The sequence below is a fragment of the Microlunatus sp. M237 genome (assembly GCF_056896895.1).
The window spans coordinates 951,914-978,269 of record NZ_JBXHBL010000002.1; the positions used below are offsets into that span (position 1 = coordinate 951,914).

General features: G+C 68.8%; 24 protein-coding genes. 9 read left to right on the top strand and 15 right to left on the bottom strand.

Features of this window, described 5'->3' with window-relative positions:
• Nucleotides 1-15: 15 nt before the first annotated feature.
• The 5 genes from AC1XX3_RS10695 to AC1XX3_RS10715 all read right to left on the bottom strand — a co-directional run bounded on the left by AC1XX3_RS10695 (nucleotide 16) and on the right by AC1XX3_RS10715 (nucleotide 6,797).
• Nucleotides 16-783 carry a GntR family transcriptional regulator gene (locus AC1XX3_RS10695; protein ID WP_483321073.1) on the bottom strand — a complete coding sequence of 256 codons (768 nt, stop codon included), beginning with the start codon at nucleotides 781-783 and terminating at the stop codon, nucleotides 16-18.
• Nucleotides 780-1,658: a carbohydrate ABC transporter permease gene (locus AC1XX3_RS10700; protein WP_483321074.1), complete on the bottom strand. Its 879-nt coding sequence runs from the start codon at nucleotides 1,656-1,658 to the stop codon at nucleotides 780-782. The genes AC1XX3_RS10695 and AC1XX3_RS10700 overlap by 4 nt, the downstream gene beginning before the upstream one ends.
• Before the next feature lie 4 nt (nucleotides 1,659-1,662).
• Complete coding sequence (locus tag AC1XX3_RS10705) at nucleotides 1,663-2,586, bottom strand: carbohydrate ABC transporter permease (protein ID WP_483321075.1); 924 nt, start codon at nucleotides 2,584-2,586, stop codon at nucleotides 1,663-1,665.
• On the bottom strand, nucleotides 2,579-3,832 hold the full coding sequence (locus tag AC1XX3_RS10710; protein WP_483321076.1) for an ABC transporter substrate-binding protein: 1,254 nt from the start codon (nucleotides 3,830-3,832) through the stop codon (nucleotides 2,579-2,581). The genes AC1XX3_RS10705 and AC1XX3_RS10710 overlap by 8 nt, the downstream gene beginning before the upstream one ends.
• A gap of 556 nt (nucleotides 3,833-4,388) precedes the next feature.
• Nucleotides 4,389-6,797, bottom strand: a complete 2,409-nt coding sequence (locus tag AC1XX3_RS10715) for a sodium-translocating pyrophosphatase (RefSeq protein ID WP_483321077.1) — start codon at nucleotides 6,795-6,797, stop codon at nucleotides 4,389-4,391.
• A gap of 155 nt (nucleotides 6,798-6,952) precedes the next feature.
• Here AC1XX3_RS10715 and AC1XX3_RS10720 point away from each other — a divergent pair, with 155 nt between their 5' ends.
• From AC1XX3_RS10720 to AC1XX3_RS10735, 4 genes are read left to right on the top strand one after another with little or no spacing between them, the layout of a single operon-like run.
• Nucleotides 6,953-8,065 carry an NADH:flavin oxidoreductase/NADH oxidase gene (locus AC1XX3_RS10720; RefSeq protein ID WP_483321078.1) on the top strand — a complete coding sequence of 371 codons (1,113 nt, stop codon included), beginning with the start codon at nucleotides 6,953-6,955 and terminating at the stop codon, nucleotides 8,063-8,065.
• Nucleotides 8,058-10,319 carry a DEAD/DEAH box helicase gene (locus AC1XX3_RS10725; protein WP_483321079.1) on the top strand — a complete coding sequence of 754 codons (2,262 nt, stop codon included), beginning with the start codon at nucleotides 8,058-8,060 and terminating at the stop codon, nucleotides 10,317-10,319. Before AC1XX3_RS10720 ends, AC1XX3_RS10725 begins: the two co-directional genes overlap by 8 nt.
• A 35-nt stretch (nucleotides 10,320-10,354) precedes the next feature.
• Nucleotides 10,355-10,900, top strand: coding sequence for a hypothetical protein (locus tag AC1XX3_RS10730; RefSeq protein WP_483321080.1), 546 nt, complete (start codon nucleotides 10,355-10,357; stop codon nucleotides 10,898-10,900).
• Nucleotides 10,897-11,196, top strand: a complete 300-nt coding sequence (locus AC1XX3_RS10735; RefSeq protein WP_483321081.1) for a DUF6191 domain-containing protein — start codon at nucleotides 10,897-10,899, stop codon at nucleotides 11,194-11,196. The genes AC1XX3_RS10730 and AC1XX3_RS10735 overlap by 4 nt, the downstream gene beginning before the upstream one ends.
• Nucleotides 11,197-11,202: 6 nt before the next feature.
• Here AC1XX3_RS10735 and AC1XX3_RS10740 read toward each other — a convergent pair whose 3' ends face one another.
• The 8 genes from AC1XX3_RS10740 to AC1XX3_RS10775 all read right to left on the bottom strand — a co-directional run bounded on the left by AC1XX3_RS10740 (nucleotide 11,203) and on the right by AC1XX3_RS10775 (nucleotide 17,689).
• Nucleotides 11,203-11,571, bottom strand: a complete 369-nt coding sequence (locus tag AC1XX3_RS10740; protein WP_483321082.1) for an Rv3654c family TadE-like protein — start codon at nucleotides 11,569-11,571, stop codon at nucleotides 11,203-11,205.
• Nucleotides 11,571-11,894 (bottom strand): TadE family type IV pilus minor pilin, encoded by a 324-nt coding sequence (locus AC1XX3_RS10745; protein WP_483321083.1) that lies wholly within the window; start codon nucleotides 11,892-11,894, stop codon nucleotides 11,571-11,573. The genes AC1XX3_RS10740 and AC1XX3_RS10745 overlap by 1 nt, the downstream gene beginning before the upstream one ends.
• Before the next feature lie 146 nt (nucleotides 11,895-12,040).
• Nucleotides 12,041-12,292: a DUF4244 domain-containing protein gene (locus tag AC1XX3_RS10750; RefSeq protein WP_483321084.1), complete on the bottom strand. Its 252-nt coding sequence runs from the start codon at nucleotides 12,290-12,292 to the stop codon at nucleotides 12,041-12,043.
• Between the two features lie 258 nt (nucleotides 12,293-12,550).
• Nucleotides 12,551-13,378 (bottom strand): type II secretion system F family protein, encoded by an 828-nt coding sequence (locus tag AC1XX3_RS10755; RefSeq protein ID WP_483321085.1) that lies wholly within the window; start codon nucleotides 13,376-13,378, stop codon nucleotides 12,551-12,553.
• Nucleotides 13,375-14,205, bottom strand: a complete 831-nt coding sequence (locus tag AC1XX3_RS10760; protein WP_483321086.1) for a type II secretion system F family protein — start codon at nucleotides 14,203-14,205, stop codon at nucleotides 13,375-13,377. Before AC1XX3_RS10760 ends, AC1XX3_RS10755 begins: the two co-directional genes overlap by 4 nt.
• Nucleotides 14,202-15,347 (bottom strand): TadA family conjugal transfer-associated ATPase, encoded by a 1,146-nt coding sequence (locus AC1XX3_RS10765; RefSeq protein WP_483321087.1) that lies wholly within the window; start codon nucleotides 15,345-15,347, stop codon nucleotides 14,202-14,204. Before AC1XX3_RS10765 ends, AC1XX3_RS10760 begins: the two co-directional genes overlap by 4 nt.
• Nucleotides 15,347-16,471, bottom strand: coding sequence for a septum site-determining protein Ssd (gene ssd / locus AC1XX3_RS10770; RefSeq protein ID WP_483321088.1), 1,125 nt, complete (start codon nucleotides 16,469-16,471; stop codon nucleotides 15,347-15,349). The genes AC1XX3_RS10765 and ssd overlap by 1 nt, the downstream gene beginning before the upstream one ends.
• Nucleotides 16,472-16,987: 516 nt before the next feature.
• Nucleotides 16,988-17,689 carry an oxidoreductase gene (locus AC1XX3_RS10775; RefSeq protein WP_483321089.1) on the bottom strand — a complete coding sequence of 234 codons (702 nt, stop codon included), beginning with the start codon at nucleotides 17,687-17,689 and terminating at the stop codon, nucleotides 16,988-16,990.
• A gap of 16 nt (nucleotides 17,690-17,705) precedes the next feature.
• Between AC1XX3_RS10775 and AC1XX3_RS10780 the strand changes: the two genes are divergently transcribed.
• From AC1XX3_RS10780 to AC1XX3_RS10795, 4 genes are all read left to right on the top strand, one after another.
• Nucleotides 17,706-18,458: a class I SAM-dependent methyltransferase gene (locus AC1XX3_RS10780; RefSeq protein WP_483321090.1), complete on the top strand. Its 753-nt coding sequence runs from the start codon at nucleotides 17,706-17,708 to the stop codon at nucleotides 18,456-18,458.
• Nucleotides 18,459-18,548: 90 nt separating this feature from the next.
• The gene (locus AC1XX3_RS10785) at nucleotides 18,549-18,905 is read left to right on the top strand and encodes a DUF485 domain-containing protein (RefSeq protein ID WP_483321091.1); all 357 of its coding nucleotides are present in this window, start codon (nucleotides 18,549-18,551) and stop codon (nucleotides 18,903-18,905) included.
• Nucleotides 18,902-20,548, top strand: coding sequence for a solute symporter family protein (locus AC1XX3_RS10790; RefSeq protein ID WP_483321092.1), 1,647 nt, complete (start codon nucleotides 18,902-18,904; stop codon nucleotides 20,546-20,548). Before AC1XX3_RS10785 ends, AC1XX3_RS10790 begins: the two co-directional genes overlap by 4 nt.
• Nucleotides 20,549-20,595: 47 nt before the next feature.
• A complete protein-coding gene (locus tag AC1XX3_RS10795; RefSeq protein WP_483321093.1) occupies nucleotides 20,596-21,177 on the top strand; it encodes a pentapeptide repeat-containing protein in 582 nt (193 codons plus the stop codon).
• Between the two features lie 15 nt (nucleotides 21,178-21,192).
• Here AC1XX3_RS10795 and AC1XX3_RS10800 read toward each other — a convergent pair whose 3' ends face one another.
• A complete protein-coding gene (locus tag AC1XX3_RS10800; protein ID WP_483321094.1) occupies nucleotides 21,193-21,891 on the bottom strand; it encodes a GntR family transcriptional regulator in 699 nt (232 codons plus the stop codon).
• 115 nt (nucleotides 21,892-22,006) lie between these two features.
• On the opposite strand from AC1XX3_RS10800, the gene AC1XX3_RS10805 reads away from it, so the two are divergent.
• Nucleotides 22,007-23,044, top strand: a complete 1,038-nt coding sequence (locus AC1XX3_RS10805; RefSeq protein WP_483321095.1) for an SIS domain-containing protein — start codon at nucleotides 22,007-22,009, stop codon at nucleotides 23,042-23,044.
• Nucleotides 23,045-23,124: 80 nt separating this feature from the next.
• Here AC1XX3_RS10805 and AC1XX3_RS10810 read toward each other — a convergent pair whose 3' ends face one another.
• On the bottom strand, nucleotides 23,125-26,217 hold the full coding sequence (locus AC1XX3_RS10810; RefSeq protein ID WP_483321096.1) for an efflux RND transporter permease subunit: 3,093 nt from the start codon (nucleotides 26,215-26,217) through the stop codon (nucleotides 23,125-23,127).
• Nucleotides 26,218-26,356 lie beyond the last annotated feature (139 nt).

Consider the following 26,356-nt stretch of genomic DNA (forward strand, 5'->3'; position numbering starts at 1 on the left):
CTTTCGAAGTCACCGCTATCCGCCTCTGCGGATGGCCATCCTGAGTTCGTACTGGTCTGCTCGGTAGACCGAGGTCGTGCTTTCTATCTGTCGGTCCCGTTCGTCGAGCCCGATCCGGTGCATCCGTAGCGCCGCCGATCCCGGTGGGGTGCCGAGCATCGCCGCCTCACAGACATCGAGGACGACGGCCTTGACGACTTGTTCCGCCCGGACCACCCGCACCTCGTATGACCTCTGGAGAATGGCGTACAACGACCCGGTCAGGTCTTCGCTCAGGAGCCCCGGCGTCCGAGACGCTGGAATGTGGGTCGTCTCCAAGCAGATCGGCTCTCCGTCAGCGAGCCGAATCCGGCTGACTCGGAAGACATGATCTTCGGGTGCGATCCCCAGCTCCTCACCGAGGGCCCGTCCGGCGGGCACCTCATCAGCCGCCAGCAGGCGCGACGAGGCGGTCTTTCCCCGGATCTCCATGTCCTCACTGAAGGAGCTGAGCGACTGCGTCTTGGAGATGGTCGGTCCCGCGACGAAGGTGCCGGCGCCCTGCACCCGGTACACCAGGCCAGCCTCGCTGAGGGCATTCAGCGCGAGCCGTATGGTGGCTCTGCTGACGGCGTGCGTCTTGGCAAGATCCCGCTCAGTGGGTAACAGGCTGTGCGGAGCGAGGCCGCGAATCTCGGCCGCGAGCGTCTTCCGGATTCGTTGGTGCTTAGGCAGTTCGGAACCATCAACGTTCTCGGACATTTCATCCACCACTTCCCCCGCCGTTCCACGGAGTTCGGTCACTTCATCCCAGTGACAGCGATCCCTTGCACGAAGTACCGCTGGGCGAACATGAAGATGACCACCGCAGGCAGCGTGAAGATCAAGCAAGCTGCCATGAGCGGGCCCCATGCGACCCCGTGCTGGCCGAAGAAATTGTACAAGCCGATGGACAGCGTGTAGTTCTCCTCCTGATTCAAGTAGATCAAGGGCAACAAGAAGTCAGTCCAGGTCGCGACGAACTGGAAGATCGCCACCGTCGCCAGTGCCGCCTTGGCCTGTGGGAGAACCAGCTGAAGGTAGATGCGGAGCTCAGAAGCACCGTCGATCAGCCCGGCCTCGCGGAGCGAATCCGGTACTGCGGTGAAGAACTGTCGCAGCAGGAAGATGTAGAACGGCGAGCCGAAGAACGCCGGGATGATCAGCGGCCAGAGCGTACCCACCGCGCCGGCGCGGTCCCACAGCAAGTACAGCGGGATGAAGGTCACCTGTGCGGGGAGCATCATGGTGGCGAGCACCGTGAGGAATACGGCGTTGCGCCCCTTCCACTGGAGTTTCGCAAGCCCGTACGCCACCAGCGGGCAGGAGACCAAGGTCCCGAGCACGTTCAGCAGCACCAGTAGCACCGTGTTTCCCAGATATCTGAGAAAAGGCATCGACTGCATGGCCTCGGTGAAGTTGCTGAGGACCCAGCGGTCCGGCAGCAGTTTCGGCGGGACCCGGAAGATGTCGGTGGATGTCTTGAACGCTGTTGTGATCATGACCGCGAACGGAACCAAGAACGCAAGGCAGATCACGATCAGGATCAGGTGATAACTCAGCTTTCGACCGTGGTAGCGGCGTTGCGACCGCTTCTTCGCCGGGGTCGGTCTCACCGCCCGATGAGCGTTGTCATTCACGAGACTACTCACTGCCATAGTGCACCCACCGCTTGGAGGTGATCACGATCAGCAAGGTCAGGGCACCGATCACTAGGAAAAGTATCCATGCCATTGCCGCCGACTCACCCATCTTGAGGAAAACGAAAGCATTCTGAAACAGGTACATCGTGTAGGTGAGCAACGAATCACCGGGCCCGCCGCTCGCCGCATTTGCGCGACTCTGGGTGAGCAGGTAGGTCGGAGCGAAGATTTGCAGTGCCCCGATGATGCCCATGATCAACTGGAACAAGGTGACGGGCGTCAGGGTCGGCCAGGTGATATGCCAGAAGCGTTGCCAGGTGTTGGCCCCGTCGACGGCCGCAGCCTCGTGCAGTTGTTGTGGAACTTGCTGCAGCGCGGCAAGGTAGATGACCGCCGTCCCGCCGATGCCCCAGAGCGTGATGATGATGACCGCCGGCCTCGTCCACACGGGGTCCGCGAGCCAGTTCGGTCCGGGCAACCCAATGCGTCCGAGGAGTTCGTTGAGGTAGCCGTACTCGGCGTTGAAGACCCAGCGCCAGAGGTACGTGGCGGTGACCACCGGCACGATGGCGGGAAGGTAGACAATCGCCCGGTACAGCGGCTGGCCGCGCACGGGGAAGTTGAGTGCCAACGCCACCATCAGGGCCAGGGCCAGACCAAGCGGTACGCCGACGACTGCGAGGTAGGTGGTGTTGATGATCGATCGCAGGAACTTCGGGTCATCGAGCAGCGTGGCGTAGTTCTCCAGGCCGACCCACTTAGGTGACTGGAAAAGGTTGAAGTCGGTGAAGCTGTAGTAGAGCGATACCACGATCGGCCCGGCCATGAAGACCAAGAACCCGATGATCCACGGGGTCGAGAATCCCAATCCTGCGATCCGTACCTGACGCCGACGCCGTCCGGTCGCCAGCGCGACCTCAGCCATAGCTCTCGGCCGCGGTGGCGACCTCGGCGTACGCCGCGGCCGGCGTCTTGGCCAACCGGGTGATCTGGTCATCAGCCGTTGCTAGATCAGAGGTGTACTGCGCCAGACTCGGCTCGCTGGGCATCGTGACCGCGTTCTCGCTGGCGAGCAGGTCGAGGAAGACGTCGAAGTCCTGGATGTCGCTGTAGGCGTTGTCTTTCAGCAGGGAGGCTCGGCTGGGCAGGTTGGAGAGCGCCTTGGTGAAGGTACGCATGGCGTCTGGGGAGAGGAGGTACTTCATGAACTCCCACGCCTCATCGGGATGCTGGCTGTTGCTCGGAATGAACAGCGTTCCGGAGGCAACCAGCGTCGTGGAGGCCAGGTCGGGACGGTCGTCGGGGTGCGGGATCGGCACGACACCCCAGTCGAGGTCGGGTGCGAACTCCTTGATGAAGGCCGGCTGCCATTCTCCGTCGATCACCATCGCGAGCTTTCCCTGGTAGAACGGGTTCTGTGGCGACTGGTAGTCGCCGAATCCGGAGGCGAAGCGGTCGATCTGCTTGACGCCATACTTCTTGATGACGTTGTCGACATAGAAGTCGGCGCCGGCGATGTTGGCCGGGTTGGCGGGGGTCGGCTTGCCGTTGTCATACCAGCTTCCGCCGAAGGTGGCACCGAGTAGGCGGTAGTCGACCGCCGCACCGCCAGTTCCACACAGACCAAGCTGACTGATCCCCTTGCTGTCAGCTCGCGTCAGCTCCTCGATCGCTGCGGCCCATTCGCCGGTGGTCTTCGGGGGGTTCTTAAGTCCCGCCTTGGCGAAGAGTTCCTTGTTGTAGAACAGGGCGTAGTTGTTCACCGCGATGGGCAGTTGGTACAGCTGATTCTCGTACTTGCAGGTGTCCAACGTCGCTGGCACGAAATCGTTGAGGTCGAACTTATCCCGCTGGATGTACTCATCGAGTGAGCGGATGACGCCCTTCGAGGCCCACGACCCAGTCGCAGTGCTGAAGTTGTCCGAGATGTCAAAGACTCCTTTGCTGCCGGTCATGGCAGCAAGCTGCGCCTGCGTGTCGGGGTTCGAGACACCTCTGACGATGATGTCGGACTGGCTCGCGTTGAACTTCGCGATCACCTCCTCGAGGGCCTTGGCCTCCTGGCCAGTCCAGAGATAGGAGAACGTGATGGTGACCTGCTCCCCACTCGCAGTGGAGTCCTCTGAACATCCCGCCAGCAGTCCAACGCCGGCACTCGCAGCCGCTGTCAATCCGACAAACCTTCGACGCGACATAACACCTGGTCCAGGCACTGAGTCCTCCGCTCGTTGATTGGTTGTCAAGATTCTGGAGTCGCAGATCACCGTGGTCAATATTGGACCGTACCTATCTCGACGGTTTACATGATCGTAACGTCCAGCAACCTCATGCGGACGGCTTTTCTCGCGGTCGACACCGCTGCTGGACTGGCAGTGACACTTCAGGTGGTTCTGAAAGGTACCCACCAATTTGTCGCCATCCTTGTTATCGCTCCTGCTGGGTGCTACCACCAGCGCGACATGCGCACGGTCGGCGCGGCGCGCCAAGACAGAGGGCGAGCGGACGCCGGCATGGCCACCATGCTTGGCGTCCGGCCAATCGGACCGACGTCTCGCAAGCCTTCCTTGGCCTGCGCGGGTCCGATCATCTGTGGCAGCAGGATGCGCCTGCCTCCGCTGGGAGGGACGAAGTCCTGGACACCGCTGCTCACGAAGGTCCGATAACGCACATCACGCCCGCACCCCCAGCGGGGTACGGGCGTGACAGATGTGCTGCGACGCGGCTGCGTCAGTTCCGGCGCTCAGTCTCCTGCCGGGTCGCGGCCTCGTCGGAGGTGGTCCGGGGATGCTCGTTCACCGCACCCGGGGCGTTGCCCGGCAGTCCGTCCAGGCCCGGGTTCGGCTCCGGGTCGGCCATCGCCATGCCGCGGCGCGAGCTGATGAAGACCGCGACCACGATGATGGCCAGGGCGACCAGAGCGATGACGAAGCGGAAGCCGTTCGGGTCGTCGCTGAGCGGCGACATGGCCACGACGGCCGGGGCGATCAGCACCGCGACCAGGTTCATCACCTTGATCAGCGGGTTGATGGCCGGACCAGCGGTGTCCTTGAACGGGTCGCCGACGGTGTCACCGATGACGGTCGCCTCGTGGGCCGGTGAGCCCTTGCCGCCGTGGTGACCGTCTTCGACCAGCTTCTTCGCGTTGTCCCACGCGCCACCGGAGTTGGCCAGGAACACCGCCATCAAGGTGCCGCAGGCGATGGCGCCGGCGAGGTAGCCCGCCAGGGCCGGGGCGCCGAGGCCGAAGCCGACGGCGATCGGAGCCAGCAGCGCCAGCAGACCGGGGGTGGCCAGCTCACGAAGCGAGTCCCTGGTGCAGATGTCGACGACCTTGCCGTACTCCGGCTTGCCGGTCCCCTCCATGATCCCGGGGATCTCGCGGAACTGGCGGCGGACCTCGAACACGACAGCGCCGGCAGCGCGACCCACCGCGCTGATGGCCAGGCCGGAGAAGAGGAACACCACCGCGGCACCGATGATCAGACCGACCAGGGTCTGCGGTGCGAACACCACCGACTCAGCGGTGAACTCGTTGTAGCGGTCGGCGAGCACTGCACGAATGGCATCGGTGTACGAGCCGAACAGCGCGGTCGCGGCCAGCACAGCGGTGGCGATCGCGATGCCCTTGGTGATGGCCTTCGTGGTGTTGCCGACCGCGTCCAGCTCGGTCAGGATCTGCGCGCCTTCACCGTCGACGTCACCCGACATCTCGGCGATGCCCTGGGCGTTGTCGGAGACCGGACCGAAGGTGTCCATCGCGACGATTACGCCGACGGTGGTCAGCAGGCCGCAGCCGGCGAGCGCGATGGCGAAGAGGCCAACGATGCCGGCCCCACCGAGCAGGAAGGCGCCGTACACAGCCGCGGCGATCACCAGGGCGGTGTAGACCGCGGACTCCAGACCGACCGCGATACCCGAGAGGACCACAGTGGCCGCGCCAGTGAGCGAGGTCCGGCCGACGTCTTGGACCGGTCGATCCTCGGTGCCGGTGTAGTAGCCGGTCAGCGCCAAGATGATCGCGGCGAGCACGATGCCGATCAGCACCGAGCCGAAGGCCACGATCCGCGGGTCGTCGATCGGCACTGACGAGAAGTCCATGTCGGCGACTTCGAGGCCGGCGAAGGAGGACGGCAGATAGGTGAACGCGGCGATGGCGCAGAGCACGGCGGAGATGCCGGCGGAGAGATAGAAGGCCCGGTTGATGGTCTTGAGACCGTTCTCGCCGGCTCGGGGCTTGGTCAGGAAGACGCCGACGATCGCGGTCAGGACGCCGATGGCGGGGACGATCAGCGGGAAGACCAGGCCGTACTCACCGAAGGCTGCCTTGCCGAGGATCAAGGAGGCGACCAGGGTCACCGCATAGGACTCGAACAGGTCAGCTGCCATGCCGGCGCAGTCACCTACGTTGTCGCCGACGTTGTCGGCGATGGTGGCGGCGTTGCGGGGGTCGTCCTCGGGGATGTTCTGCTCGACCTTGCCGACGAGGTCGGCACCGACGTCAGCGGCCTTGGTGAAGATGCCGCCGCCGACGCGCATGAACATGGCGAGCATCGCGGCACCGAAGCCGAAGCCCTCGAGCACCGTCGGCGCGTCGCCGCGGAAGATGAGCACCACCAGCGAGGCACCGAGCAGACCGAAGCCGACGGTGGCCATGCCGACGTGCGCGCCGGTCCGGAACGCGATCTTCATGGCCGGGTTACGGCCTTCGGAGCGAGCCGCGGCGGCGACCCGGAGGTTGGCTCGCACCGCCAGCCACATGCCGAGATAGCCGATCAGGGCTGACAGGAAGGCGCCACCGAGGAACGCGACAGAGCGCGCGATCTTCAGGGTCCAGTCGCCGAACGCCCCGTCCCCGTGCACGGGGAGCAGGACGAGGAGGAAGAAGGCGATGAGCGCGAACGGCGCGAGGGTCTTGAACTGCCGGCCAAGGTAGGCACTGGCACCTTCTTGGACCCCGCGGGCGATCTCTTGCATGTTCGTGGTGCCTTCGCCCGCGGCGAGCACCTCACGGCGGAAGACCATCGCCATCACGACTGCCACCAACGCGATGGCTGCGACGATGGCCACGAAGGTCAGGTTGACCCCCGACAGTGTGACGGCGAGGGGCGTCACTTCCAACACTGGAAGCAGGGACATACAACGTCCTCCTGGGACATGGGGGAAAGCACCGCCGGTACGGCGCGACGGGGCAGTCTAACCACTAGCAGCACTGGTTTGCTGTGACGGGTTGCCCCTCGGAAGGCCACCAAGCCGTTTCGTCGGCGCTCGGACGCCGTGCCACGCTAGACGACGTGACCGCTTCCTTGTTCCAGCCCTTGACCCTGCGTGATGTGACCATCCCCAACCGAATCTGGCTCGCTCCGATGTGCCAGTACTCCTGTCTCGACCACGACGGCATGCCGGGGGACTGGCATCTGGTGCACCTCGGCGCTCGGGCCACCGGGGGCTTCGGTCTGGTGATGACCGAGGCCGCGGCCGTGTCGCCTGAAGGTCGGATCACGCCGGAGGACGCCGGCATCTGGAACGACGAGCAGGCGGACGCCTGGGGCCGGATCGCCCGCTTCATCTCCTCCCAGCACGCGGTGCCCGCCATCCAGCTGGCGCACGCCGGGCGCAAGGCGTCCACCTTCTCCTTCTGGCAGGAAGCGGCGGGAAGCATCCCGGCCGAAGCCGGCGGGTGGCCGACCGTCGCCCCTTCCCCTGTGGCTTTCGACGGTTTCACCGCCCCCACCGAGCTCAGCCAGGACGGCATCGCGAAGGTCATCACCGACTTTGCCGCCGCGGCTGCCCGAGCAGATCGGGCCGGCTTCGAGGTGGCCGAGATCCACGCCGCCCACGGCTATCTGCTGCACGAGTTCCTCTCGCCCCTGTCGAACCACCGCACCGACTCCTACGGCGGATCATTGGAGAACCGGGCCCGGCTGCTGCTCGAGGTCATCCGCGCCATCCGTGAGGTCTGGCCGGCCGGCAAGGCGCTGTTCGTCCGGTTCTCGGGGACGGACTGGGTGGCGGACGGTTGGTCGGTCGAGGAGACCGCGCAGGTGTCGCGCTGGGCGGGTGAGCTCGGAGTGGACCTGGTCGACGTCTCCAGCGGCGGCAACGTCGCCCGGGCGCCGATTCCCGTCGGACCCGGCTATCAGGTGCCGCTGGCCTCGCAGGTCCGCACGAGTGCCGGGCTGCCCACCGCGGCCGTCGGCCTGATCACCGACCCGGCCCAGGCAGAGGCCATCGTGTCCGATGGCCATGCGGACGCGGTGTTGCTGGCCCGCGTCGCGTTGCGCGAGCCGTCCTGGCCGCAGCGGGCAGCCCACGAGCTTGGCTCCGCGGGAACAGACGCGCCGTATCCGCCGCAGTACGCCCGGGGCGCCTGGCCCGAGGAGCGGGCGCTGCGCCGCAGTGCCTGAGCCCGCGCCCTGGCTCGACCCCGCCCGGATCCGATATCGCCACCTGCTGCCCGCCCGAGCGGGGGTGACCACCGACTGGCCCGCCTGGACGCCGGCGCCGGTCCGGGCGGCGTGGGCCGATCAGGGGGTGGCCGCCCCGTGGCGGCACCAGGTCAGCGCGGCCGAAGCAGCCCATGCCGGGCAGCACGTGGTGCTGGCCACCGGCACGGCGTCGGGCAAGACGCTGGGTTATCTGCTGCCCGTCGCTGCGGCGACCTACGGTGGTCCACAGGCCTCCGCCCCCGCCGCGCAGTCGCTGCGGCACGAGCTGCTCCGGCCACGACGGCCGCACACCGCCCTCTATCTCTCCCCCACCAAGGCGCTCGCCCACGACCAGCTCCGGGTCTGCACCGAGCTGGGGCTGTCGTCGTGGAACGTGACCACGCTGGACGGCGACAGCGATGCCGTCGAGCGGGAGTGGGCCCGCGAGCACGCCGCGTTCGTGCTCACCAACCCCGACATGCTGCACCTGTCGGTGCTGCCGGCCCACGCCCGATGGGCCTCATTCCTGCAGTCGCTGCGCTATGTCGTGATCGACGAGTCGCATCGCTATCGCGGGGTGTTCGGATCGCAGGTGGCCGCCGTCGTACGACGGCTGCGCCGGATTGCGGCGTCGTACGGAGCGTACCCGACCTTCGTGCTGGCGTCGGCGACCAGCACCAACGCCGCTGAGGCGGCCGCGGAGCTGCTCGGGGTGCCCGCCACCGACGTCGCCGTGGTCGACACCGACGACTCGGCCCATGGTGAGGTCGAGATGGTGCTGTGGGAGCCCGCCGGCTCCACCGACGACGAGGCTGCCGACCTGCTGGCGGCGTCGGTGGAGTCGGGTCGCCAGACGATCGCGTTCATCCCGTCCCGCAGGATGGCCGAGCTGGTGGCGGTCCGGGCCGCCCGTCAGGCCCCGGACCTGCGGATCGAGTCCTACCGCGGCGGCTACCTCCCCGCGGACCGCCGGCGGCTGGAGCGTGACCTGACCGCGGGTACGCTCCGCGGCGTCGCCACCACCAACGCTTTGGAGCTGGGCGTCGACATCGCCGGCATGGACACGGTGCTGATCTCCGGCTTCCCCGGGACCCGCGCCGCCCTATGGCAGCAGGCGGGCCGCGCTGGGCGCCGCGGGACGCCGGCCAGCGTGGTGCTGGTGAGTCGCGCCAACCCGCTCGACGCCTACTTGTTCGAGCATCCCGAGCTGCTGTTCGATGAGCCGGTCGAGGCCACCGTGCTGCACGCCGAGAACCCGTACGTCCTCGGCCCGCATCTGGCCGCCGCCGCCCAGGAGCTGGCCTTGGTGCCGGCTGACGCTGAGCTGTTCGGTCGGGCCTTCGCGCCGCTGGTGGACCGGTTGACCCGGCAGGGCCTGCTCCGGAGACGACCGACCGGTTGGTTCTGGACGCGGACCGACCGGGCGGTGGACGCCATCGACCTGCGCTCCGCCGGGGGCCACTCAGTGGAGATCATCGAGGAGCCCACGGGACGCGTGCTGGGTCACGTGGATCGCTCCGCGGCCGACGCGACGGTGCATCCCGGCGCCGTGTATCTGCATCAAGGCGACAGCTATCTCTGCGACGCGCTCGATCTGGACAACGATGAGGCGCTGGTGCACGCCGATCGGCCCGGCTACTTCACCCAGCCGCTGGTTCAGTCCGGCATCACCGTGGTGGCCGAGCAGGAGTCGCGGCCGCTCGGAGCCGGGCGCGTCCACCTGGGGGAGGTACGCGTCACCTCCCAGGTCACCGGGTTCCTCCGCCGCGATGAGAAGACCGGGAACGTCTGGGACTCGACCCCGCTCGACCTCGACCAGCACGCACTGCAGACCACGGCGATGTGGTGGACCCTCGACCCGGCTGACACCGGCGACCTCACCATGGCCCAGCTGGCGGGTGGGGCGCATGGCGCCGAGCACACCGCGATCGGACTGCTGCCGCTCTTTGCCCCCTGCGACCGCTGGGATGTCGGCAGTCTGTCGACGGCCCTGCACGCCGACACCGGCCTCACCACCGTCTTCGTCCACGACGGTCAGCCGGGCGGCTCCGGTTTCGCCCGCCGTGGCTATGAGCAGGTCGAGCCCTGGCTCGGGGCGGTGCTGGAGCGGCTCCGGTCCTGTGCCTGCGAGGCGGGCTGCCCGGCGTGCATCGTGTCGGCCACCTGCGGCAGCGGCAACCAGGTGCTGGACAAGGTGGCCGCCACCGCCTTGGTGACGCTGCTGCATGGCTGACCGCCAGGCACGAGGTCCGGGGACATAATGGGTTCATGATCCCCGTCGCCGTCATCCTCATCCTCCTTGTCGTGATCTTCACGGTCGCGGTGCTGGTGAGCAACCCTGAGGTGTCGGAGCTGTCGATCTTCGGCGCGAAGATCGACGTCACCGACGGCGGGGTGTTCTTCACCGGTGCCGCCGCAATGTTGGTGCTGATCCTGGCTCTCGGCCTGTTGTGGCGCGGGGTCAAGCGCCAGCGTGCCCGCCGGCAGGAGATCCGGTCGCTGAAGGCTGCGGCCGGGAACGGCAGCTCGGCTGCGACGCCGGTGTCGCGCAAGAAGCAGAAGCCAGCGACGCTGTCCGACTCGTCGGCCCGCAGCTCCGACGCAACGCCGGCATCCACACGCTCCGACGCAACGCCGGCATCCTCACGCCCCGACCCCGCACCGACGTCTCGGCCCACCACCGCAGCGGACCGGAGCGGCACCGACTCCGCGGCAACCCCCGCATCCGGCGAGGGCGCCGAGATGACCGCCGCCGAGCGGGCCGCGCTGCTGGACGAGGCCGAGCGCGCCACCGACGACGGTCCGGCGAGATGAGCTTCTTCGAGATATTCGAACCTGGGCTCAGACACCTCCGAGAAGAAAAGGACCGCCAGAAGATGCTCGTCTCCAAGCCAACCCCCGGTGGTGGTGCCCCGCTGGGCATCGATCTCGACGGCGGCAAGGCCAAGATCACCATCCCTTCGGCCAAGGGTGCAGCTGCCCCGCCGGCAGCAGCAGCTAAGGCATCGACGAAGCCGACAGGGGACACGGGACCGGACGGGAACACGGGACCAGACGGGGCGGCTGCCAGCGGGCCGACCGCGGACGACGTCGACGTCGCTGGTCGCTGAACCGGTCTAACCAGGCTGCACGGGACCCGCGTGCGCCGTCGCCGTCACCCGCCGGGGCAGACCGGGAACGCGGGTCGTCACGGGCGCCATCACCCTCACTGTGACGACGAAGTCGATCTCGTCGCCCACCTGCTCGCAGTTCGTGACTTGGACCCCGTTCGCAACCGCGTTGTCTTCCGCGATGTCGCAGGCGTCCTGACCGAGATGAACGGCGGCTGCTCCACTGAGCGCAGCCAGGTCGGCGGCGGCGCGGACCCGATGAAACGCGGCGAGGTAGCCCGCGACGCAGGTCGCCGCGAGGGCGAGCACCATGACCACCCCCATCAGGCCGACCATCAGCACGGAGCCACCGCCACGCTCATCCGGCGAGGGCATCAGGACTCCCCGGGTTCGGCGAGCACCGCAGCGTCGGCGTACAGCTGAACCCCCGGCAACTGGTCCAAGAACGGGCGGGCCGTGAGCCGAACCTCGACCACCCGGACAGAACCTTCCCCACGAACGGTGACCTTCGCGCCCACCGGGGCGTCCTGCCGCGCCTGGCGGACGGCATCGTCGTCACCGCGCGCAGACTGACGAGCCACCTCGCCGGCGGTGTCGATGCAGCGCAGCTGCATCACCACCAGATAGATCCCCCAGCTCATCATGATCAACAACGTCAGCCCTGCCAGGGTGGCGACGGCGAGCTCTGCCGTCACCATCCCCCGGCCGTCACCGCGCGCGGGAACCGGGACCCGACGGTCGGGAAAGCGGGTTGCACCCCGCTGCGCCCCGCCCTCAGCTCGGGTTCGGACGACGACGCGCCCGCGAGCCGGCGCTCGGTCGCCCACCGTCGTCCGCACGGCCCTCAGCCCTTCGCGAATCCGCGGATCACCGCGAGGATGAACTCGAGAAGCGCCTTCTCCACCGCTCCGTTCGTGACCACGGCGAGAAGCACGCCAGCGATGGCGACGGCGGCGATGATGCCCACCGCCCACTCCGCGCTGACCATGCCGCGCTGGTCGCGGCTTGCCCGCCCTGCGATGGCCGAGCCCTCCTCGTCGACGGCCACCGGGACCAGTCGGTCACCCGTTTGCGTGCTGACTGCTTCGTACATCATTTGCCTCCTCGGCAGGTAACTCATCAGTTCCACCCGGGTCCGGATGTATCCGAACTCTCGTCATGCCGGGGCGTCGCCAACGACGACGAGCGGATCCTGTGAACACCACTGCCGACTCCCTGGGCGGCTGTGGACGGTCCCCGACCGGGCCGACCACAACCCGAACGCGCAGGGCGTCGACGCGACCTGCGTCGGCGACACGGTGTTCGCGCCGCTGGCGCGGCGCTGTGTACCGGTGCAGGGCGCGCCGACCGACAGCTAGCCGAGCACCGAGAGCAGGGCCGACGCCACGGTCGGGACGACGCCGATCAGTACGAAGGCCGGCAGGAAGCAGGTCATCAGCGGCAGCACGCTCCGGACGCCGACCGACTTGGCAACCAGCTCGATCCGAGCTCGCCGCTCGGCGCGGGCCTGCTCAGCGTGGTGCAGCAACGTCTCCACCAGCCGAGTGCCGGACTCCGCCGATCGGGCCAGGTCGGTGGCGACCCGACCCCACTGCGGATGGCCGCTGAGCTCACGCCAGGCTTCCGCGTCTGTCTGTCCGAGCTCCGTCGCGGCCGCCACCCGAGCGAGGTCGGCGGCCACCGGCCCGTCGAACACTCCCGCCACGATACGTACCGCTGTCCGCAGTGCCAGCCCGGCCGACAACGCGGCGGCGAGCAGGTCCAGCACCTGGGGCAGCTCCATCACCAGCCGCTGGGTGCGCGCCCGGGTATCGGACGGCTCCAGCCAACCGAGCGTCGTGACGGTGGCGACCGTCAGGACCACCCAGCCCAGCGCCAGACCCATCCACACAACGCCAGTCCACACAACGCCGGTCCACACAACGCCGGGGAACTCGCTCGGCAGGACAGCGCGGCCCCACCAGAGCACCGGCAGACCGACGACCGCGCTGAGAATCACCCGGCGTGCCGGCGGAGCCGCATCGTCGCGGCCGCGCCATCCTCGCCGCAGGGGACGGACCCAGCCAGGGCTGGGCGCCGGCGCACGAACCCGGCGAGTGGCGTCGGTGGGGATGAGCAGGCCGACGGCAATCGCGGCGCAGAGCGCTGACAGCAGGGTGAGGGCGCCGAACTGAGTCGTCATGACGCCTGCTCCGCGGCGCTGCGCGACAGCCAGTCGATCCACAGCACGCCGGCCCCCGCCAGAGCGACACCGACCAGCAGACACGCCCAACCCCAGTGGCCCTGCAACAAGAACCCGATCGGGTCACCGCCGATCAGGTATCCCAGGCCCAGACCGCAGAACGGCAGTACGGCCATGATCTTGCCCGAGGCCCTGGGGGCCGCAAGCTCTCCAGCCACCACGGCATGGACTGCCTGGTCCGCGACGAGCGCATCAGCCACCCGTTCCAGCGCACCGGCCAGTGGTGCTCCGGCGGCGGTGGAGACCGTCCAGGCGCGGGCGAGGTCGGCCAGGCCGCCGTACCCGGGCACCCGGGCCTGCCGCCACCACACCGCGGTGACGTCACCCCCGAGCGACTGGACCCGGTATGCCTCGGCTAGCACCGGGCAGTCAGCCGTCGCGGCGGCCAGCGCCTGAGCCGGGACGCAGCCGACGCGCACCTGGGAGGCAAGGACCGTGCAGGCGCGAGCGACGTCGCCCCGCGCCCGCCAGGCGTGACGGCTCCGACGAGACAGGAGCGCCAACCGGGCAGCTACCCCGGCGCCCAACAGCGCCGCGGCGACGACAACCAGCCCTTCGGCACCCGCAACGACGCCGGCGCCGGCGAGGCCCAACAGCGCCACGACCACGCCGGCCAGCACCGCGCGCGGCATCGCCCACCGCCGTCTGCGGATCGGGTCGGTGTCGACCCCGCCGTCCGTCCCGGGCTGGATCCGCTCCAGTCGTGCTGCAGGTGGCAGACCCCAGACGACGGCGGCGACGGTACAGACGATCGCAACGACGATCACCGGTCCAACAGCTCCTCGAGCCGGCTGCCGCCCGGCCCCAACCGTGGTCGACCCCGCGGCCCGAAGGTGACGGCCGGCTCGGCACGCACCAGGCCGGTGACCGGGTCGCGGACCAGGACGTGGATCTCAGCCACCCGCCGCCCACCTTCCGGGTCACGGCTGATGTGCAGCACCACATCCACGGCCGCCGCGAGTTGGGCATGCAGCGCCTGGCGGTCCAGGCGACCCAGCGCCAGCGCCTCCAGTCGCGCCGGGACGTCGGTGGCCGAGTTGGCGTGAACAGTGGCGCAACCGCCCTCGTGCCCGGTGTTCAACGCCGCCAGCAGGTCACAGATCTCGGCGCCTCGGACCTCCCCCACCACGAGCCGGTCCGGCCGCATCCGCAGCGACTGCCGGACCAGATCCGCCAGCGTGATCGCGCCCGCCTGCTCAGCGTTGGCCGGCCGACCCTCCAGCCGGACCACGTGCGGGTGGTCAGGTGCCAGCTCGCGGGAATCCTCGACGATCACGATCCGCTCCTGCGGGGGGACCAGCGCCAGCAGTGCGGCCAGCAATGTGGTCTTGCCCGAACCGGTGCCCCCGCTGACCAGATACGCCAGACGTGCCTGCACCACTCGGGCCAGCAGCGACGCAGCGCCGGGGCTCACCGAACCCGACGCGACGCAGTCGTCGAGAGAGAAGGTCCGCCGGGCCGGCACCCGGAGCGAGAGGCAGGTGCCGGGGGCGGCGAGCGTACCGAGCACGGCGTGGACCCGGGTCCCGTCGGGCAGCCGGGCGTCCACGAACGGCGCGGCGTCATCCAGCCGGCGTCCCACCGACGACGCGAGCCGTTGGGCGAGCTTGCGTACCTCGTTGTCATGGCTGAAGGTGACCGCGGTGCGCTCCAGCCCCGCCCCGCGGTCGAGATAGACGTGATCGGGACCGTTGACCAAGACGTCGGTCACCCCGGGCAGCCGGAGCAGCGCATCCAGCGGACCCGCGCCGACACTCTCGCGCCGCAACGCCTGCACCGTCTCGAACAGCGCGGCGTCGGTCACCAGCTGCCCCGCCGACCGCATCGCCTCCGCGACGTCGGCCGGGGTGTGGCCCCGCCCGAGCTCGGCGAGCCGGGACCGTACCGGTTCGAGATCCACCGCCGTCATCAGCCGCTCCTCCGGTCGCTGCCCGATCCCGAGGCTGTCCATTGCCGCTCGAGCACCGCGGCGCACGTCCGGGCCAAGTCACTGCGCGGCGCACGGCCCGGGGGGTCGCCCCGCTCCGCTCCGAGCCGGAGCACCGGATCATCAGCCAGCCGTCCCCACAGCGGTGACTCCAGGCTCGTCGCCACCGTGTCGGCGGCCATGCTTCGCCGACGTGGCATCCGTACGATCACCCCTCGCTCGGCGGCCCCCACCTCCAGCCTGTCCACCAGCTGCCGAGCCGCGGCCAGGCCCCGCAGATCCCCCATCACCACGACCACCACCGCGTCCACCCGGCTGAGCAGCTCAGGCCCGGCGACGGCGAGGTGCCGTGCCAGGTCCAGCACCACCACCGCGTGGCTACGGCTGGCTGAGGCGAGCACAGCCGTCAGCGCCTCCGGCCCCGGCTCCACCGGATCACGGCGCGCGTGCGACAACACGTCCAAGCCGTCGACCGACGGGAGCTGTCCCGTCAGGTCCCCGAGATGACCCCGTGCCGCCGCGAGCCGGGGCCACCGCCACCCCGGCGCCCGCTCCGCTCCCACCAACAGGTCGATCCCGGCGCCCAGCGGATCACCGTCGACGAGCAACGTCCGCCGCCCGCGGCGAGCGGCCACGAACGCCAGACCTGCTGCCACCGTGGACGCCCCGGCACCACCCGAGCCGCCCACCACAGCCAGCACCTTGCCCTCGCCATGCCGGCGCCCGGCCAGATCGGCCACCGCGGCCGTCAGCCAACCGGCGTCGAGCGGTAACAGAGCCACTGCGGCACCCAGCGGCACCGACCAGGCATGCACCTGGTCGCGCTCACCGTCCTGGCCGACGACATACACCTCGGCTCGTCGCGGCATCAGCATGGTGGCCAGGCGTGGCGCCTGGTCCACTCCGACGACCACCACCGCGGCGCTGAACCACACCGCGCGCAGGCTTCCCGTGTCGACCAGCACCTGAAGTTCCACACCTGCCGCCGCGCCCACGGCAAGGCAGTGGTCCAACAGCTCCTCGTCGCCGGTGACCACGACCACGCTGCCCGACACCGGTCCGGCAGTGACCGCGGCCGGTCGCGGCTGCTCTGCTGGTGCCTCCATGCCGCCAGACTGTGCCTGCGGCGACCCTCGGAACCGTCCGTCGCCACCCACTGTGGACAGCCGGCGATCACCTCGGCCGCTGTGGACGGTGGTGAGAGGCGGCCCGCAGGTCACGACGTGATGGCGCTGGGATCAGCGGCTCGCCGGCTGCTGCTTATTCACGCCGCACCGGCACAGCCAGCGATTCTCGCTATCTCAAAGGGTTCTCAAGCATCTGGCAGTGCGCAATACTGACTCTAAGGAGAAACCGACTCGTCGATGGCGAGTGTATTCCAGCCTTGGCCACGAGGGATCGCGGTCAGCCTGGCTGCAGTCGTCAGTGGACGAGCGGACGATCCTTCTGCGCCGCCCCAGCACCCACGCGTCGATCACCCATCGAAGTGGGCAGTTGTGTCCCAGGCTTGCCTGGACCAACATTTCTGATGAGCACGCTTGGTCACTGGCCGGTGGCGCAGCCGCCCGGCGCCCGTATCCCTACGGGCGCCGAGTCACGTCCGGAGCGGGTCGGATCTGACGTCAGCGCCGAGGCACCCGCGCATTCAGCGGCGACAGCTCGGCTCCGCGGGTAAGCGCTGCCGCGCAGTGCACCAGCCAGTCGCGAACACCGACCACACCGTGTGCGGCGTAGCCGGCCAGGCGGGCGGCGTAGTCATCACCGGCGGCGGCGTGCCCGCCCTCCACCACGATCACCGCGCGTGGGTCGACGCCGGCCTCGATCAGCACCAGGTGCTCGATCGCGCGAGCGACCAGACCATCGGCTGTGCCGAACGGTCGCAGTGTCGCGACCTCTGCGTGAGCCACCGCGGCGACCACGGCCGCCGGGGCGGAGGTCGGCGCGGTCAGCAGTCGGCCAAGTCCGCCGATCCGCTCCGCCACTTCCGCGTCGTCGCGGACCCGACCGAGCTGGTCGTCGGGAACAGATCCGTGGGCCAGCAGCGTGTGCGCCCGCGCCAGGGCCTGGCCGGGTGATCGACGGACCAACGCACTGAGAGCGATCAGCTCGGTGCTCAGCCGGACAGCTCCCGGAAGCCAGCGCTCGGGATCCTCGCTCAGCGCGGCACTAGCGCGCGCCCCGGCCAGCAGGGCCTGGGCCGAGTGCTCGGCGCTGATCCGTCGCAGACCCCGGTCCCGCAGCACCGCGTCGACGGCGTCGCGCGCCGCGGCCACGGCCGACGGCACGCCCTCCAGGCGCGTGAGATCAGCCAACGGGTCAGTCACCACTAGAGTCTGCACCATGAGCCGCACGCGCCGATCCCTCTATCCCGAGGCTGCGCCTGTCTGGATGGCGGGCGAGACGCGGGCCCGGATCCTCGATCTCGGCTCCGGCAGCGGAGCGTTCGCCCGGACGCTGGTCGATGCGGGTCACGAGGTCTTCTGCCTCGACCGGGACCCGGTTCAGGTGGCGCAGCTGCCGCAGCGCCTCGGCACCCGGACCAATCTTGCCGGTCAGGTCGAAGCGCTGCCGTTCCTCTCCTGCAACTTCGACATCGTCACCGCCTCGCAGACCCTGCACCGGTTCGCGCCCGGGCTGGCCCTGTCGGAGATCGCCCGCGTCCTGCGGCCCGGCGGACACCTGGCCGTGGCCTACAACACCCGCGACGACACCGTGCCGTGGGTGAAGCGGCTGATGGCGCTGCTGCGTAGCGCAGACCCGCAGGCGATGACCGGCGACTACGGCGTCGACTCGCTCGACGCGGTGGCCGACAGCCCGTACTTTCGAGAGCTCGAGCGCCGCAATTTCCGCAACTGGGTGCCGATCACCCGCAACGGACTGATCGCGATGGTGCAGCGCCGCCCCTCCACCGCGACCCTCGATCCTGAGGTCCGCGCGGAGCTGCTGCGTGAGGTGGGCGCCCTCTACGACTCCTCGGCGCGGGCGCCTGAGCCGCTGATGCTGCCGTTCCAGGCCTCCTGTTGGCGCGCGGTGGTCGACCACTCCGAGCTTCGACTGGCCGATGAGCCCGCGGCGCTGGAGATTCGCCTCTAGCAGCCAATCAGGCGGATTCGCCGCTGCAGGTCGGGGGATTCGCTACGGTTTCTCCGCGGGGACATCGACGTTCGACGACGGAGGTCTGTGATGGCGCAGCACCGAACCCAACCGACACCAGGACCGGAACAGGACCAGGGTGTGTACGCCCGGATGGCCGAGCGTTCCGAGTTCACCGAGCTGCAGCGCCGCTATCGACGCTTCGCCTTCCCCGCGACCATCGCCTTCATGGTCTGGTACATCACCTACGTGGTCTGCAACAACTGGGCCCGAGACTTCATGGACACCCGGGTGATCGGCCACATCAACGTCGCGGTGGTGTTCGGGCTGCTCCAGTTCGTCTCCACCTTCGCCATCGCCTTCCTCTACGCCCGCCACGCCACCAAGGCGCTGGACCCGCTGGCCACCCAGCTCCGAGACGAGTACGACGCGGAGAACCCGCGATGACGTCGCTGCTGACCGCCCTGTTGGTGCCGCTCGACGTCAACACCAACCGCTGGCTCACCGTCGGGTTGTTCCTCGCTGTCGTTGCCCTGACGCTCTACATCACCTTCTGGGCCTCGCGCGAGACCAAGACTGCAGCCGACTACTACGCCGGCGGCCGGTCGTTCTCCGGATTCCAGAACGGACTGGCCATCGGCGGCGACTACATGTCGGCCGCCTCGTTCCTGGGCATCTCCGGCTCCATCGCCCTCTACGGCTACGACGGCTTCCTCTACTCGATCGGGTTCTTGGTCGCCTGGCTGGTCGCCCTGCTGCTGGTCGCCGAGCTGCTGCGTAACTCCGGCAAGTTCACCATGGCCGACCAGCTGGCCTATCGGATGCGACAGGTGCCGGTCCGCAGCGCCGCGGCGATCTCCACCATCGTGGTCTCCATCTTCTATCTGCTGGCGCAGATGGTCGGCGCCGGGAGCCTGGTGGCACTGCTGCTCGAAGTGGACTCACCACTGCTCAAGAACGTGGTCATCGTCGGTGTCGGCATTCTCATGATCATCTACGTCACCTTCGGCGGGATGAAGGGCACCACCTGGGTGCAGATCGTCAAGGCGGTGCTGCTGATGGCGGGCACCTTGCTGATCACCATCTTGGTGCTGGCCAAGTTCGGCTTCAACCTGTCCGAGCTGCTGGGGGCAGCGGCTGAGAAGTCCGGCAAGGGTGAGGCGTTCCTCCAGCCGGGTCAGCTCTACGGCAAGGACTTGGCCGGCAAGTTCGACTTCCTCTCCCTCGGGCTCGCCCTGGTGCTGGGTACGGCCGGCCTGCCGCACATCCTGATTCGCTTCTACACCACTCCGACCGCCCAGGCGGCGCGCAAGTCTGTGCTCTGGGCCATCGGGCTGATCGGCGCCTTCTACCTGATGACGCTGGTGCTCGGCTTCGGCGCCGCAGCCCTGGTCGACACCTCGGCCGGCAGCCAGATCTTCACCACCAAGGGCAATGCCGCGTCGCCGCTGCTGGCCGAGGCCGTGGGCGGCGGTGGTGACTCGCTCGGCGGTGCCATCCTGCTCGCCTTCATCTCGGCGGTGGCGTTCGCCACCATCTTGGCCGTGGTCGCCGGGCTGACCCTGACCTCGGCGTCCTCGGTGGCACATGACCTGTTCGCCAGCGTGATCATGAACGGTCGAGCCAGCGAGCGGTCGGAGATGATCGTGGTCCGGATCGCCGCCTTCGTCATCGGCGCCGTCGCGATCGGTCTGGCCATCCCGGCCCAGCGGCTCAACATCGCGTTCCTGGTCGCGCTGGCCTTCGCTGTTGCGGCGTCGGCCAACCTGCCCGCGCTGCTGTTCAACCTCTTCTGGCGCCGGTTCAACACAGTCGGCGCCACCTGCAGCATCTACGGCGGTCTGATCGCCGCCGTCGGACTGGTGCTGTTCTCCCCGGTCGTGTCGGGGTCGGCCACCTCCATGTTCCCGGGGGTGGACTTCGCCTGGTTCCCGCTGAACAACCCCGGAATCGTCTCGATCCCGTTCGGATTCCTGTGCGGTATCGTCGGGACTTTGGTCAGCAAGGACACCAGCAGCCAGCTGCGCTATGACGAGCTCTCGGTCCGCGCCCTCACCGGCGCCGGTGCGGAGCAAGCCGCCAAGCACTAGGCGCTGGGCAAGAGGAAGGCACGACCCTGACTGAGCACGACGCCCCGGTGGAGCACGAGACGATCACCGACGAGGACTTCGGCGGTGCCGACCTGGGCGCCGCGGTGTATCGGGACTGCGTGTTCGACCACGTCGATCTGTCCGAGGTGCACACCCGCGGAGCCTCCTTCGAGCGCTGCGTGTTCCGCGGCAGCAAGCTGAACTCGTCGATCCACTCCAGCTCCGCCTTCGTCGCCTGCGACTTCCAGCGGTGCTCGCTGTTCGACGTGACCTTCGACGGTTGCAAGCTCTCGGGGAGCACTTTCGTGGAGTGCACCTTCCCGGCCCTGCACGTACGCGGCGGATTGTGGCCCGGGGTGGGACTGCGCGGGGCGAAGCTGTCGGGGTTGGACCTGTCGGGGGTCGACTTCTCCGAGGCCGACCTGTCGGAGGCCGACCTCAGCCGAACCCTGCTGCGGCGGGCCACCTTGTCGCATGCGCGGCTGCGCAGGACCCAGCTGGCCGGCGCGGACCTCAACGGCGCCCAGCTCGACGGCATCGACCTGCGGACCGCTCTGCTGGACCGCACCAAGCTCGACCTGCAGGGTGTCCTCGCCCTGGCCGAGGCCCACGGCGCCGTACTGGCGTGAGCCCGTCGCGACCGGTCAGGCCTCGACCCGGGCGACGAAGCGGAACCGGTCGCCGCGGTAGACCGCCCGGTTGAACTCCACCGGCTCGCCGGCGGCGTTCCAGGCGGTCCGGCGGATCAGCAGCATCGGCAGCCCCACCTCCACCTGCAACAGCTCGGCCTCGGTGGGGCTGGCCAGCACCGTCTCCACGGCATCCTCGATTGCGGCCAGGTCCACCCCGTACGCCTCCCGCAGCGTGGCGTAGAGCGATCCCCGTCGCTCCAGCTGAGCGCGCAGCCGGGGATAGCGCCCCGGCAGATGCGCCACCTCGTGCGCGATCGGCTCGGCGCCGGCGAAGCGGACCCGGTCGACCCGGTTGACCTGGTCGCCGAGGGCCAGTCCGAGCGCTGCGGCCACCTCGGCGTCGGCGGGCACCGTGGAGATGTCGAGGACCAGGTTGCTGGCCGCCCGGCCACGGTCACTGACGTCCTGGGTGAACGAGGTGAGCTGTCGCAGCTGGATCAGCTTGGGCTCGGCCACGTAGGTGCCGCTGCCCTGGGTCCGCGCCAGGCGACCCTCCACCACCAGCTCGGCGATGGCCTGCCGCACGGTGGTCCGTGAGGTGGCGAACCGCTCGGCCAGGTCACGCTCGGTCGGCAGCGGCGTACCCGGGTCCGCCCCGTCGATCAGCCGGAGCAGATCGCCCTTGATCTGGTAATACTTCGGCACCTTCACCCTGTTACCTTAGCGCTTGACAGGGCAATTGGTCTATGCCAATCTGGCGTCTTGGTCTATACCAATTGTGACCATGTCGATGACCGACCCAGATACATGATCGAGGAGCGCATACATGACGAAATCCGGCACCCTGATGGCGGCAGAGATCGCCGAGCAGCCCGACGCCTGGCGGCGGCTGCTTCGCGACGGCGACGAGCAGTTCGAGCGCGCCGCGCGCCTCATCGCCGAGTACGACCCACGCCTGGTGCTGTTCGTGGCCCGTGGCACCAGCGACCACGCCGCCCTCTACGCGAAGTACCTGACGGAGATCGTCTGGCAGCGGGCCGCCGGACTGGTGTCCCCGTCGACCATGACGGCGTACGGCTCCCGGCCCGACCTGCGCGGGGTCCTGATGATCGGCATCAGTCAGTCGGGCGGCTCCCCCGACCTGGTGCAGTCGCTGCAGGTGGCGCGCGAGCAGGGCGCCCTGACGCTGGCCGTGACCAACCAGCCCGACTCGCCGCTCGGCAGCGCAGCGGAGCTCAACATCGACATCATGGCCGGGCCGGAACGCGCCGTCGCCGCAACCAAGTCCTACACCGCCCAGCTGTTGGCGCTCTATCTGCTGATCGACCGGATCGGCGGCGGCGACGGATCGGCAGCCAGCGTGCTGCCCGACCTGGCCGACCAGCTGGTGGCCGGCGAGGACCGGGTGGCCGCACTGGCGCCGCGCTACCTGTTCGCGTCTCGCCTGGTCAGCACCGCCCGCGGGTACTCCTACCCGACCGCCCGGGAGGCGGCGCTCAAGCTGATGGAGACCTCGTACCTGTCGGCGCAGGCGTTCTCCGGTGCCGACCTGTTGCACGGACCGCTGGCCATGATCGACCCGCAGGTCCCGGTGCTCACCGTGGTCGGCGAGGGTGTCGGTGGCCAGGCGATGCGTCAGGTGCTGCCGCGACTGGCCGAGCAGGGTGCTGACGTGTTCTGCGTCGGCACGGCCGAAGCCGTGGCCAGCGCATCGGTCGGCGTGGTGTTGCCGACGGCGCCCGAGCAGCTCTCACCGCTGCTCGAGATCATCCCGTTCCAGCAGCTTGCTCTGCACCTGGCCATCGGCCGGGGCGGCAACCCCGACAGCCCGCGGGGGCTGCGCAAGGTGACCGAGACCCTCTGAGCAGGCCCCGAGCCCGGGCTCGGCCGGAAGTCAGGCGGCCCGGGCTCGGGCCGGAAGGCAGCCCGGGCTCCGCGCGAAACTCAGGCGGCACGCCTCGCAGATACCGGGGCGTTCCGCTTGTGCTCGCGGCGGCGCTTGCCCTTCTCGATCACCGAGTAGAGCACCGGCACCAGCACCAGGGTCAAGATCGTGGACGAGATCAGTCCGCCGATCACCACGATGGCCAGCGGCTGCGAGATGAACACCCCGCCACCGGTCAGTCCGATCGCCATCGGCGTCAGCGCCATCACTGTCGCGACCGCCGTCATCAAGATGGGCCGCAGCCGTTGCCGGGCCCCGTTCAGCAGCGCGTCCTCGATGCTCTGACCGCGTTCGCGGTAGTGGTTGACCAGGTCGATCAGCACGATCGCATTGGTCACCACGATCCCGATCAGCATCAGCACGCCGATCAGAGCCGGTACGCCGAGCGGCGTACCGGTGACCAGAAGCGCCACCAGAGCGCCGGTGGCTGCGAACGGCACCGAGACGAGCAGGATCAACGGCTGGATCAAGCTCTTGAAGGTGGCCACCATCACCACGTACACGATGGCGATGGCGACGAGCAGAGCGAGGCCGAGCTGGGAGAAGGCGTCCGCCTGGTCGGCGCTGACACCGCCGACGGTGGCGTCGACCCCCTCCGGCAGTGACACGGCGCCAAGGGCGGCGGTGACATCGGTGGTGACCGCCCCGAGGTTCTCCCCCGCCGGGGTCAGCGACACGGTGGCACTACGCTGCCCGTCACTGCGGGATACCGCCGTTGCCACGTTCTCCTGCCGCACGGTGGCGATGGAGCTGAGCTCGACCGGCCCGGCCGCGCCGGTGATGAGCACGTCCTTGAGCTTGGCCAGCCCGGTCGGGACGTCGCCGGTGCTCAGCACCACGTCCTGAGTCTCGCCGCCGACCTCGATCGAGCCGACCGTCGCGGGCGCCAGCACACCCTTCAGGGTCTGGGCCACCACCGCGTCGGAGAGCCCTTCCTTGGCCGCCTTGGCCCGGTCCACGCTGACCTGGATCATCGGCTGCGCATCGGTCAGCGACGAGGTCACGTCCTTGACCCCACCGACCTTCTTCATCTCCGCGAACACCGCGGCGGTGGCCTTGTCCAACCGGGCGAGGTCCGGCGCGGTGATGATCACCTCGACCGCGTTGCTGCCGAAGCCGGCGTCGGCGGCGGACACGGTGACCTCACCGACGTTCTTCAGCTTGTCGATCGCCGCGCGCACCTCGTTCTCGACCACTGTCTGGTCGGCGTCTTCGGCGGTGGTCAGGGCGAAGGTTGCCGCGTCGTTGCCGCCGCCACCGAAGGCGGCCTCGGCGCCACCGCTGCTGCCGATGGTCGTCTGCACCGTCTCCACCCCGGGCACCTGAAGAATCGCGTCCTCCACCGCTGTTGCCTGCGTCGTCTTGGTGGCGAGGCTCAACGAGGGGGCGAACGCCTGCCGGACGGTGAGGGTGTTCTGACCGCTGGAGCCGAGGAAGTTCGTCTCCAGCCGGGGAGCGAGGGCGACAGTGCCCCCCAGGATCAGCACGGCGACGATGACGGTGATGATCGGGTGGGCCACCGACGCGGTGAGCACCGGCACGTAGCCACGCTGCAGCCAGCTGCGTCGCTCCTTCGCCTCTGCCTCCTGCCGCACCGTATCGGGGTCAACGACGCCGCGTGGGGAGCGCAGGAACCAGTACGCCAGCACGGGCACGATGGTGAGCGAGACGAGCAGCGATGCCAGCAGAGCCAGCCCCACCGTCACGGCGAAGGGACGAAAGAGCTCGCCGACCTGGCCGCCGACCAGTCCGATCGGCAGAAAGACCGCCACCGTGGTGATGGTCGCCGCGGTGATGGCGGTAGCCACCTCGCGTACGGCGGTGCGGATGGCGGTGAGCTTCTCCTCGCCGTAGGAGAGATGACGCTTGATGTTCTCGATCACCACGATGGAGTCGTCCACCACCCGGCCGACGGCGATGGTGAGCGCGCCGAGGGTGAGGATGTTCAGCGAGTAGCCACCGACCCGGAGCCCGATCATGGTGATCAGCACCGAGACCGGGATCGAGATCGCTGTCACCAGCGTGGACCGCACCGACAGCAGGAAGACCAGGATGACGAGCACGGCCATCACCAGTCCGAGGCCGCCTTCGGTGGCGAGGTCCTCGATCGACTGGGTGATGAAGGGTGCCTGGTCGAAGGTGACGGAGAAGGCGGCGTTGCTGCCCAGCTTGCTGGCCAGCTCGGGCAGCAGCGCGTTGACGCCGTCACTGACCTCGACAGTGTTGCCGTCAGGAGTCTTGGTGATGGCCAGTGACAGGCTCTCCTTGCCGTTGGTGCGCGCGATCGAGGTGGCGGGGGCGTCCTCTTCCTTGACCGTCGCCACGTCGCCGATGGTCGTCTCCTCGCCCTGCGGGGAGACCATCGGGAGCTCGGCCACGTCCTTCGCCGAGGTCAGCCGCTGCCCGACCGTGACGGCCAGGGTCTTGTCCTTCTCGTTCAAGGTGCCGGCCGACGTCACGGCTCCGCTGGCCTGTACGGCCTTGGTGACGGCGTCGGGGGTGAGGCCGGCCTTGGTCAGCTTGTCCAGGTCGAGGTCGATCATCACCCGCGGCTCGGGCGCCCCCGTCACGGTGACGGCGCGCACGCCCTCCACCTTCTCCAGCGCCGGGACCGCGATGGTGTTGAGCCGCTCCGCCAGCTTCCCGGGGTCGGTGTCGTCGGTGACACTGAGCTGGACGACCGGGAAGTCGTCGATGCTGCCGGTGATCACCTGCGAGTCGGTGCCGTCCGGCAGGAGCCCTTGGATCCGGCTGATCGCCGCCTGTAGGTCCTGCTGCACCGTGGACATGTTGGTGCCGTACTCCATGTTCACCACGACCTGCGAGACACCGGTGCTGGAGGTGGACGACGACGACTCCAGGCCGGACAGGCCCAAGACGGCCTGCTCGATCGGCACCGTGACCCGCTCCTCGACCACCTGCGGCGAGGCGCCGGGGTACGTCGTGTAGACGACCGCCGTCGGGATGGTCAACGACGGGATCAGCTCCTGCTTGAGCTGCGTCGTGGTGATGACGCCGAAGATCATCACGAACACGGTGACCAGGGCGATCAACGCCCGGTTCCGCAGACTCAGCGCGGCCAGCTTGCCCATATGTGCACTCCTCGACGAACCACAGTTGCGATGTCACGGCACCTCGCTGCCGCAGCAGCACTGAGGGCGTCCGCCCAAGTGTGGCCGATGCAGCCAAGCCGACCGGCCACGGTCTCGCCCCCGGCGCCGACCGACGGGT